The 10,161-nt window shown below is 53.4% G+C and carries 9 protein-coding genes; 5 read left to right on the forward strand and 4 right to left on the reverse strand.

The window, feature by feature from the left end:
* From carB to FDW87_RS16250, 4 genes are all read right to left on the reverse strand, one after another.
* Positions 1 to 2,038, reverse strand: a 2,038-nt coding sequence (gene carB / locus FDW87_RS22855; protein ID WP_252363219.1) for a carbamoyl-phosphate synthase large subunit, incomplete at its 3' end; no start/stop codon positions are given.
* 17 nt (positions 2,039 to 2,055) lie between these two features.
* Positions 2,056 to 3,204 carry a glutamine-hydrolyzing carbamoyl-phosphate synthase small subunit gene (gene carA, locus FDW87_RS16240; RefSeq protein WP_137379947.1) on the reverse strand — a complete coding sequence of 383 codons (1,149 nt, stop codon included), beginning with the start codon at positions 3,202 to 3,204 and terminating at the stop codon, positions 2,056 to 2,058.
* Between the two features lie 455 nt (positions 3,205 to 3,659).
* Entirely contained in the window at positions 3,660 to 4,481 is an 822-nt protein-coding gene (dapB, locus tag FDW87_RS16245; protein ID WP_019078344.1) for a 4-hydroxy-tetrahydrodipicolinate reductase, read from the reverse strand.
* A gap of 133 nt (positions 4,482 to 4,614) precedes the next feature.
* The gene (locus FDW87_RS16250; RefSeq protein WP_016151647.1) at positions 4,615 to 5,622 is read right to left on the reverse strand and encodes a LacI family DNA-binding transcriptional regulator; all 1,008 of its coding nucleotides are present in this window, start codon (positions 5,620 to 5,622) and stop codon (positions 4,615 to 4,617) included.
* A gap of 187 nt (positions 5,623 to 5,809) precedes the next feature.
* Between FDW87_RS16250 and FDW87_RS16255 the strand changes: the two genes are divergently transcribed.
* Genes FDW87_RS16255 through FDW87_RS16275 form a run of 5 tightly spaced genes read left to right on the forward strand, consistent with a single transcriptional unit; the run spans position 5,810 to position 10,123 of the window.
* Positions 5,810 to 7,555 (forward strand): class I mannose-6-phosphate isomerase, encoded by a 1,746-nt coding sequence (locus FDW87_RS16255; protein ID WP_047417256.1) that lies wholly within the window; start codon positions 5,810 to 5,812, stop codon positions 7,553 to 7,555.
* A 4-nt stretch (positions 7,556 to 7,559) separates the two neighbouring features.
* The gene (locus FDW87_RS16260; RefSeq protein WP_016155663.1) at positions 7,560 to 7,988 is read left to right on the forward strand and encodes a PTS sugar transporter subunit IIA; all 429 of its coding nucleotides are present in this window, start codon (positions 7,560 to 7,562) and stop codon (positions 7,986 to 7,988) included.
* Positions 7,989 to 7,999: 11 nt separating this feature from the next.
* Positions 8,000 to 8,494, forward strand: a complete 495-nt coding sequence (locus FDW87_RS16265) for a PTS sugar transporter subunit IIB (protein WP_047498314.1) — start codon at positions 8,000 to 8,002, stop codon at positions 8,492 to 8,494.
* A gap of 10 nt (positions 8,495 to 8,504) precedes the next feature.
* Positions 8,505 to 9,305 (forward strand): PTS sugar transporter subunit IIC, encoded by an 801-nt coding sequence (locus FDW87_RS16270; RefSeq protein ID WP_016151644.1) that lies wholly within the window; start codon positions 8,505 to 8,507, stop codon positions 9,303 to 9,305.
* Complete coding sequence (locus tag FDW87_RS16275) at positions 9,305 to 10,123, forward strand: PTS system mannose/fructose/sorbose family transporter subunit IID (RefSeq protein WP_016151643.1); 819 nt, start codon at positions 9,305 to 9,307, stop codon at positions 10,121 to 10,123. Before FDW87_RS16270 ends, FDW87_RS16275 begins: the two co-directional genes overlap by 1 nt.
* The last annotated feature ends 38 nt before the right edge of the window (positions 10,124 to 10,161 follow it).

Genomic DNA, 10,161 nt, shown 5'->3' on the forward strand with positions numbered 1-10,161 from the left:
GCTGGAAGCGTTCACGGTCTTCCGCACGGTCGATAGCATCCGGGCTGGTGCCGATAACCGGCACGCCTGCCGCTTCCAGCGCGCGCGCCAGCTTCAGCGGAGTCTGGCCGCCGTACTGCACGATAACGCCTTTCGGCTTCTCGATGCGCACGATTTCCAGCACGTCTTCCAGCGTTACCGGCTCGAAGTACAGACGGTCGGAGGTATCGTAGTCGGTAGAAACGGTTTCTGGGTTACAGTTGACCATGATGGTCTCGTAACCGTCTTCGCGCAGCGCCAGCGAGGCGTGTACGCAGCAGTAGTCGAATTCAATGCCCTGACCGATACGGTTTGGACCACCGCCCAGCACCATAATCTTGTCACGATCCTGAGTTGGATTCGCTTCGCACTCGTCTTCATAAGTGGAGTACATGTAAGCGGTGTCGGTGGCAAATTCTGCCGCGCAGGTATCCACGCGCTTGTAGACCGGGTGCAGGTTATATTGGTCACGCAGCTTGCGGATTTCCGCTTCGCGTACGCCGGCCAGTTTCGCCAGACGCGCATCGGCGAAACCTTTGCGCTTCAGTACGCGCAAGAAGTCAGCGTCGAGGCCGTTGATGCCAAGGTCTGTGACTTTTTCTTCCAGGCGCACCAGTTCTTCAATCTGCACCAGGAACCAGCGGTCGATGTTGGTCAGGTTGAACACGCCATCGACGGACAGGCCAGCACGGAAAGCATCGGCGATGTACCAGATACGCTCGGCACCCGCGTCTTTCAGCTCGCGGCGGATTTTGGTCAGCGCTTCCGGGTCATCCAGACTTACTTTCGGGTCGAAGCCGGTCGCGCCCACTTCCAGACCGCGCAGCGCTTTTTGCAGAGACTCCTGCTGGGTGCGGCCAATCGCCATCACTTCACCGACAGATTTCATCTGGGTGGTCAGACGGTCGTTAGCGCCAACAAATTTCTCGAAGTTGAAGCGTGGAATTTTCGTCACAACGTAGTCGATGGACGGCTCAAACGAAGCCGGAGTCCGCCCGCCGGTGATGTCGTTCATCAGTTCGTCGAGGGTGTAACCTACCGCCAGCTTGGCTGCGACTTTAGCAATCGGGAAGCCGGTTGCTTTGGACGCCAGCGCCGAGGAGCGGGAGACGCGCGGGTTCATCTCGATAACAATCAGACGGCCGTTTTTCGGGTTTACCGCAAACTGGACGTTAGAACCACCGGTTTCAACGCCGATTTCACGCAGTACCGCCATCGAGGCGTTACGCATGATTTGATATTCTTTGTCGGTCAGCGTCTGGGCTGGCGCAACGGTGATGGAGTCACCGGTATGGATGCCCATCGCGTCGAAGTTTTCGATGGAGCAGACGATGATGCAGTTGTCGTTTTTATCACGCACCACTTCCATCTCGTACTCTTTCCAGCCAATCAGCGATTCATCAATCAGCAGTTCGTTGGTTGGGGAAAGATCCAGACCGCGTTCGCAAATTTCTTCAAACTCTTCGCGGTTGTAGGCGATACCGCCGCCGGTGCCACCCATGGTGAAGCTAGGGCGAATAATGCACGGGAAGCCGACGTCAGCGGCAACCGCCAGCGCTTCTTCCATGGTGTGAGCGATGCCTGAACGTGCGGTATCGAGACCGATTTTTTTCATCGCGATGTCGAAGCGACGACGGTCTTCCGCTTTATCAATGGCATCCGCCGTCGCGCCAATCATGGTCACGCCGAACTCAGCCAGTACGCCCTGGCGTTCCAGCTCCAGCGCACAGTTCAGCGCCGTCTGACCGCCCATGGTTGGCAGCACCGCATCCGGGCGCTCTTTCTCAATGATTTTGCGTACCACTTCCCAGTGAATCGGCTCGATGTAGGTGGCATCGGCCATTTCCGGGTCGGTCATGATGGTCGCCGGGTTAGAGTTCACCAGAATAACGCGGTAACCCTCTTCACGCAGGGCTTTACAAGCCTGCGCGCCGGAATAGTCAAACTCACACGCCTGACCGATAACGATCGGACCCGCGCCCAGAATCAGGATACTTTTTATGTCTGTACGTTTTGGCATGGCTCTTTTACTCCTGATTATTTCGCGGACTGACGGTATTGCTCAATTAACTCGATAAAGTGGTCGAACAGCGGCGCAGCGTCGTGTGGACCCGGGCTTGCTTCAGGGTGCCCCTGGAAGCTGAACGCCGGTTTGTCGGTACGATGAATCCCCTGCAGGGTGCCGTCGAACAGCGACTTGTGGGTCACGCGCAGGTTGGCAGGCATGGAGGCCTCCTCGACCGCAAAACCGTGGTTCTGAGCGGTGATCATCACGGTGTTGTTATCAATATCTTTTACCGGATGGTTGCCGCCGTGGTGGCCAAACTTCATCTTAATGGTCTTCGCACCGCTTGCCAGCGCCAGCAGTTGATGGCCGAGGCAGATGCCAAATACCGGAATATCGGTTTCGAGGAATTTCTGAATCGCGGTAATCGCGTAGTCGCACGGCGCCGGGTCGCCAGGGCCGTTGGACAGGAAGATACCGTCCGGATTCATCTTCAGCACATCTTCAGCAGAGGTTTTCGCCGGCACAACCGTCAGGCGGCAGCCGCGATCCGCTAACATACGCAGAATGTTACGTTTAGCGCCAAAATCGTAGGCCACTACGTGGAACGGCAGTTCATCGGCGGATTTAGCTTCCGGCAGGTCACCGGCCAACGTCCAGCTACCTTGCGTCCAGCAATAAGGCTCCGCGGTGGTCACTTCTTTCGCCAGATCCATGCCGTTCAGACCCGGGAAGGCTTTCGCTTTTTCCAGCGCCAGCGCCGCATCCGGGTTATCACCCGCGATAATGCAGCCGTTCTGTGCGCCCTTTTCACGCAGCAAACGCGTCAGCTTACGGGTATCGATATCGGCAATTGCCACAATATTATGGCGTTTGAGGTAAGAAGAGAGGTCTTCGGTATTGCGGAAGTTGCTGGCAATCAGCGGCAGGTCGCGGATGACCAGGCCTTGCGCATGTACTTGAGAAGATTCTGCATCGGCTTCATTAGTGCCGACATTACCGATATGAGGATAAGTAAGAGTGACGATTTGGCGGGAATAGGAAGGATCAGTGAGGATTTCTTGATAACCGGTCATTGAAGTATTGAAAACGACTTCCCCAACCGCCGAACCTGTTGCCCCTATGGCCCGACCGTGAAACTGGGTTCCGTCTTCCAGAACCAATAGCGCTGACTTAATCAAAACACCCTCCAGAGAATATTCACTCACTTTATTTGCATATTAATTCATTAACACCACATGAATCAATGCAAATTTGCTTACCTATGGATTTCTGGCAAACGGCGGCATTCTAGAGATAGCCCACGTAAAAGTCTACCCAAAAGGGCATTTTTTATTATTATTTTACGCCACTGGGATAAAACACACGATTTAACAGGCAAAAAGATCAGCTAACTTGGGGTGGAAAACGCTTGCGGAAGATAAAGAGTGTAAAAACAGGAAGCGCGATAGATAAAAGTGGACCATTTGGTCAAAATTTACATTGAAATAACAAAATAACCCTGCAAAACATAAACAAATAGGTCATTAAATAAAAAATCAAATTAAAAAGCGAAAAATAAAAGGGCAATAAAATATTGCCCCATGTAATCAAATAGTTATGATTACAATAACCACATCACGAAGGGTAATAAAAGTTATAAACTGCGTAAATCAAGCACATCTTTCATATCAAAAAGACCGTTTGACTTTGATTTCAGCCAAATTGCCGATCGTACTGCGCCATTGGCAAAGGTCATGCGGCTGGAGGCTTTATGCGTGATCTCAATGCGCTCGCCAATATCGGCAAACATCGCGGTATGCTCACCAACGATATCTCCCGCCCGCACCGTGGCAAAACCGATCGTACCGGGTACGCGCTCACCGGTGTAACCTTCACGCGAATAGACGGCACACTCTTTTAAATCTTTATCCAGCGCCCCGGCAATCGCCTCCCCCATCGCCAGCGCAGTGCCTGACGGCGCATCCACTTTATGACGGTGATGGGCTTCAATAATCTCAATATCGGTGTAATCACCCATCACTTTCGCCGCCTTCTCCAGCAGCTTAAGCATGACGTTAACGCCAACGCTAAAGTTCGCGGCGAAAACGATAGCAATGTCCTGCGCAGCATCACGAATAGCCTGTTTGCCCGCGTCATCAAAGCCAGTGGTGCCAATCACCATCCCTTTACCGTGCAGGCGGCAAAACGCCAGATGCGCCAGCGTGCCTTCCGGGCGAGTAAAATCGATGAAAACATCAAAATCATCTTTCACCGCCTCAAGACTACTTTGCACGGTAACGCCCGTTTTACCGGCTCCCGCTAATTCTCCGGCATCGCTTCCCAGCAAAGAAGAACCTTCGCGCTCCAGCGCCGCGCCGAGCTGTACGCCATCCATGCCAAGAGTGGCCTGAATCAACTGACGCCCCATGCGCCCTCCGGCTCCCGCGATGGCAACGCGGATTTGTGCATCATGCATAGCTATTCTCTTTTGTTAATTTTACGTAAATCGTTTTCAGATTAACCAGCACATCGCTGCGCCGCCAGCCGAAAACGTCGATAATTAGAATTTAATGATAAACAGGGAGAGATATCAGTAAAAGGCATGACGATCAGCGAAAACCACATGATTCTCTGACCACCAGCGCAGGTGGCAGAATAATGCGTTTCGGAGGTTCGTCATTTCCCTGAATGCGACTATAAAGTAGCTCCCCAGCCTTGCGACCTATCTCTTTTGCGGCCACCGACACGGTGGTGAGCGCAGGTTGTACCAGCGCCGCTTCGGTGATGTCATCGAACCCCACCAGCGCAAAATCGCGCCCTGGTTCACGCCCCATTTTGCGTAATGCCTGCATAACCCCAAGCGCCACAATATCCTGATAACAAACGGCGGCGGTAATTTCCGGGAACCGCATAAGAAGCGACTCTGCCACTTTTGCGCCGTCAATCTGGCTGGCCTGCGTCGCCACTATCCATTGCGGATTCGGCGATATTCCCTGCTCCAGCAACGTGCTGGTGAATCCACCGATACGCTGTGCCCGGCTCCCGGAACTTGGGCTACCACCGATAAACGCAATATTTTTATGCCCCATTTTGACTAAATGGGTGGTGGCCATTTGCGTACCGAGAAAGTTGTCGGTTCCCACAAAATCAAAATCAGGGTCGCTAAGAGGGCGGACCACCATGATGGCGGGAATATTGCGCCTTTTCAGCGCCTCGAAGAAGGAGGTCGGTGTTTCGCGCGCCGCGCAGAGCACCATGCCGCAGGCATTATTGCGCATCAACGAGTCGACAAATTTTTGCTGCCTTTCTCCTGACTCTTCACTGTTTGCCAGAAACAGAAGCAGGTCATGCCGCTCCATCTCATGGCTTAGCCCTGCAGTCATCTCACCGTAAAAAGGGTTAGTGATATCGTGTAACAACAATCCGACCTGATTACTGCTCCGGTTACGCAGGTTGGCGGCGGTTTGATTATAAACATAGCCGGCATCGTCCAGCGCTTTGAGCACCCTGTCACGTGTGGCCTGAGAAATGCGCCCCCGGTTACGCAACACCATTGAAACGGTTGCCGTGGAGACTCCCGCGCGTTCAGCAACCTGCGCCAGCGTGACTGTAGTCATGACCTCTCCTGTTTATTTCGAAGGTTAATCGAATAACCGAAATATTGCCTTTTTACGTGTGATTCACATCACGCTAACGTGCATTTCACCGCACTGGATTCTGATTATGGCGGGTTAATCGCGTTAACCACACTATGAAAATAAGGTTAATCGATTAATCTTAAATAAGCCAACACGGAGACAGAATATGCGTACAACCTATAATAAATTCCCTGAGGTTAACGTTCAGGGCTATGACAACCACGCCTGGCAGGGTTGGTCGTCAATTCATTCAGTGCTTAACACCAGGGTTTCTACCGCCGCCAAAACCGTATTGATCGTGGATTGCTATCCGGGCGTGCGGCTTGACGAGCTGGAGCAACAGCTTGTTACGACATTAGATACCGCACTGGTGCTGAATATTGAATCCGCCCGCCGCGATGAGCAGGCCCTGCATGATTTACTGGCGCGTAACCTTACCGACGATCGCGTATTCGGCGTTCTCTCCTGTCATCACCTGGATGAATTTTTTGATAGCGACAAACTCAGCCAACTCCGCCAACAGATTGATGCCGTTACCTCAGGGCTGGTTGTCGTGTACGGCTCAGGCGCTGCGCTGGCACACCCTGGTGACGTACTGGTTTATGCCGATCTTCCGCGCTGGGAAATTCAACAGCGTATGCGTCATAACGGGCTGGGTAACTGGGGTGCAGAAAACCAGGATGAAGATATTCTTCGTCGTTACAAACGTGCTTTTTTCATTGAATGGCGGGTATTCGACAAACATAAAACGCCGTTACTCAAACGCGCCGATTATTTGCTCGATACCACGGTAGAAAATAGTCCCGCGATGGTCAGCGGCGACGCGTTACGCGCCGGTCTGCAACAAACCACCGAACAACCGTTTCGCGTTGCCCCTTTCTTTGACCCAGGCGTCTGGGGCGGGCAATGGATGAAACAACGCTTCGATCTCGATCCCTCAGCCCCCAATTACGCGTGGTGTTTTGATTGCGTGCCCGAGGAAAACAGCCTGTTACTGCGTTTTGGCAACGTGCGGATCGAGATCCCCTCTCAGGATCTGGTGCTGACCTGTCCCCGCCCCCTGCTGGGTGAAAAAGTTCATGCGCGCTTTGGCGCGGAATTCCCGATCCGTTTTGACTTCCTCGACACTATTGGCGGCCAGAATTTGAGTTTTCAGGTTCATCCGCTCACAGAGTACATTCAACAGCAGTTTGGTATGCACTATACCCAGGATGAGAGCTATTACATTCTCGAAGCCGAGCCGGACGCCGTAGTGTATCTCGGGACCAAAACCGGGATCGCACCGCAGGATATGCTCGACGACCTCCGGGCCGCGGGTCGTGGCGAAAAAACCTTTGATGATGAACGATTCGTTAACCAGATCCCCGCACATAAACACGATCACTTCCTGATCCCCGCCGGAACCGTACACTGCTCGGGTGCAGGAACCATGGTGCTGGAGATCAGCGCAACGCCCTATATCTTCACCTTCAAGCTGTGGGATTGGGGCCGCTTAGGGTTAGACGGCTTACCGCGTCCGGTGCATCTGGATCACGGTCAGCAGGTTATTGACTGGCAGCGCGACACGCAATGGGTGCACGACAACCTCGTCAACCGTATTGAACCCCTGGCTGAAGGAGAGGGTTGGCGGGAAGAAAGAACCGGAATGCACGAACGCGAATTTATCGAAACGCGTCGCCATTGGTTTACGGCACCGGTCACTCACCATACCCATGGCGGCGTCAACGTCCTGAACCTGGTCGAAGGTGCGCAGGCCGTTGTTGAAAGCCCGAGCGGCGCGTTTCCCCCGTTTGTCGTCAACTATGCAGAGACCTTTATCATCCCTGCCGCCGTCGGAGAATATCGTATTTCACCGTTTGGCAAAGGCGTCGGTCAACAGCTCGCCACGATTAAAGCCTGGGTTAGAGGATAAGCGCATGATTAACGTAATTGTTGCCACCCATGGTCCCCTGGCGGACGCGCTTCTCGCCAGCGGTCGTATGGTTTATGGAGAATTACCGCATGTTTACCCCGTCACGCTGAGTGAACAGGCAGGTATCGAAGGGTTTAAAGCGACGTTCTCTCAGGTTCTCACCAGTGCCGGAAAAGACGCTGACGGCGTACTGGTGCTGTGTGACATGCAAAGCGGTACGCCGTGGAATGTCGCCTGCCATCATGCTTTTTCTTCACAAACGGTTCCTCCCGTTGCCGTCGTAGCGGGGGTCAATTTCCCGATGCTGTTACAAAGCGAGGAGATTTGCCATTTAACGGATGTTCACGCCGCAGCCGTCGAGCTGTTGGCGCTGACGATACCCACGCTGATTAAAGCCGCCCCGGTTTTATCCGTTCAGTCCGACGATTTTTAAAGGAAACCACTATGAGTATTTCTTTTGTACGTATCGATGACCGCGTAATCCATGGGCAGCTCGTGACACGTTGGGCCAAAGAGCTGCCCTGTGATGGGATCGTCGCTATAGACGACGCCGTCGCGGCCGACCCTTTGCTCTCTTCGGTGATGAAAGGCGCCGTACAGGACACCAAAGTTTGGTTGTTTGATACGGCCACCGCGATTGAAAAATTGCCAAAAGTCATTGCCAGCGAGAAACGTTATTTCGTCATTGGCAAATCACCCGTCACGCTCAAACGCATTGAAGAAGCAGGTATCAGCCTGAAAAATGCCAACGGCAAGATTAATGTGGGTCCGATGAGCGCGCGTGCTGATACCACCACCATCGGCCCGAATCAGTCGGTCAACGTGGATGAAATTGCCGCCTTTGACTGGCTGACGCAACATGGGCACCTGGTTGAGTTTCGCCTGGTTCCTGATGCCAGTTGCTACAGCTGGCAGGACGCACGTCAGAAGCTGAAATAAGGAGCGCACGATGATTATCGAAGCTACGTTGATTGGCATACTTTGCTATCTCGGCGCCCTCAGCAGTCCCTGGCTTCTGGGGCTGACCGGCGGCTGGTATCTGATCACCCGCCCGCTGATTTCCGGAATGCTGGTCGGGATTATTCTCGGCGACATTAAAACCGGGATCATGATTGGCGTCGCGGTTCAGGCGGTATATATCGCGATGGTAACGCCTGGCGGTTCGATGCCGGCCGATCTCAACTTTGTCGCTTACCCCGCAATCGCTTTAGGGATCCTTTCAGGAAAAGGCCCCGAGGTCGCGGTCGCGCTAGCGGCGACCATCGGTATCGCCGGAACCATTTTGTTTAACGCGATGATGGTACTGAACTCCTTCTGGAATCACCGGGCAGATGTGGCGCTGGAACGGGGTGACGAACGCGGTATTTACCTGAACAGCGCCATCTGGCCACAGGTGACAAACTTTGTCCTGCGTTTTGTGCCAACTTTTATTGCGGTTTACTTCGGCGCGCAATATATCAGCGGTTTTATGGACAGCTTGCCGAAAATAGTTCTGTCAACGATGAACGTACTGGGCGGCATTTTACCCGCCGTCGGGATCGCGATTTTGCTGAAGCAGATCATCAAAAACTACACCATGCTGATCTACTTCCTCGTCGGTTTTGTCTGCATCGTATTTTTAAAACTCAACATGGTCGCGCTGGTGATCGTCGGTTCGCTGTTGGCGTTGATCCATTACAACTACAAACCGGAACCGCCGCAGGCCGCGAATGCAAAGTCGGTAGCCGATGATGATGAGGATGAATTCTGATGGAAGAACGTACACTTACGCGTAAAGATCTTCGCCGCTGCTGGCGCGCATGGATGATGCACAACTTGTCATCGATGAGTTTTGAACGTCTGGAATCTTTTGGCTTTTGTCTGAGTATGCTTCCGGTGGCGAAAAAGCTCTATCCCGACGCAGCCCAACGTACTGAAATGCTGCGCCGTCATGCCTCATTCTATAATACGGAACCCCAGATAGGCGCGATCGTAAACGGCATGGTGCTGGGGCTGGAGGAGAAAAAAGCGAACGGTGAACCGATCGATGGGGAGACCATCAATACCCTGAAGGTTGGCCTGATGGGCCCTATTGCCGGGATCGGCGATTCAATGATCCCTGGCATGCTGATCCCTATCCTGCTCAGCATCGGCATGGCCCTGGCGGCCGGCGGTAACATTCTGGGGCCGCTGTTTTATACCGTTGCCTGGCTGGCCATCATCATTCCCGGTTCGTGGTTCTTGTTCCTGAAAGGCTACAAAATGGGTTCTGGCTCGGTGGAAATGCTGGTGAGCAGCAAGTCTGCCCGTCTGCGTGAAGCGTTATCGCTGCTGGGTGTGTTTGTCATGGGGGGCGTGGCGGCCAGCTACGTTAAGCTTGGCACCGGGCTGGAGTTTATTACCAAAGATGGGGTGAATATCCATGTTCAACAGATGCTGGACGGTATCTTCCCGCAGTTACTGCCGCTGATTGTGGTGCTTGGTACCTGGTATCTGATGGCCAAGCGCGGTGTATCACCAGTGAAAGCGATGATTTTACTGTTGATACTGGCCGCCCTCGGCGTCGCCACGGGCCTGTTTGCGGGATAACACACAGAAAACGGTACAACCGGGGCTATGCCCCGGTT

It is taken from the genome of Citrobacter sp. wls826 (genome assembly GCF_005281245.1).
GTDB lineage: Bacteria > Pseudomonadota > Gammaproteobacteria > Enterobacterales > Enterobacteriaceae > Citrobacter > Citrobacter braakii.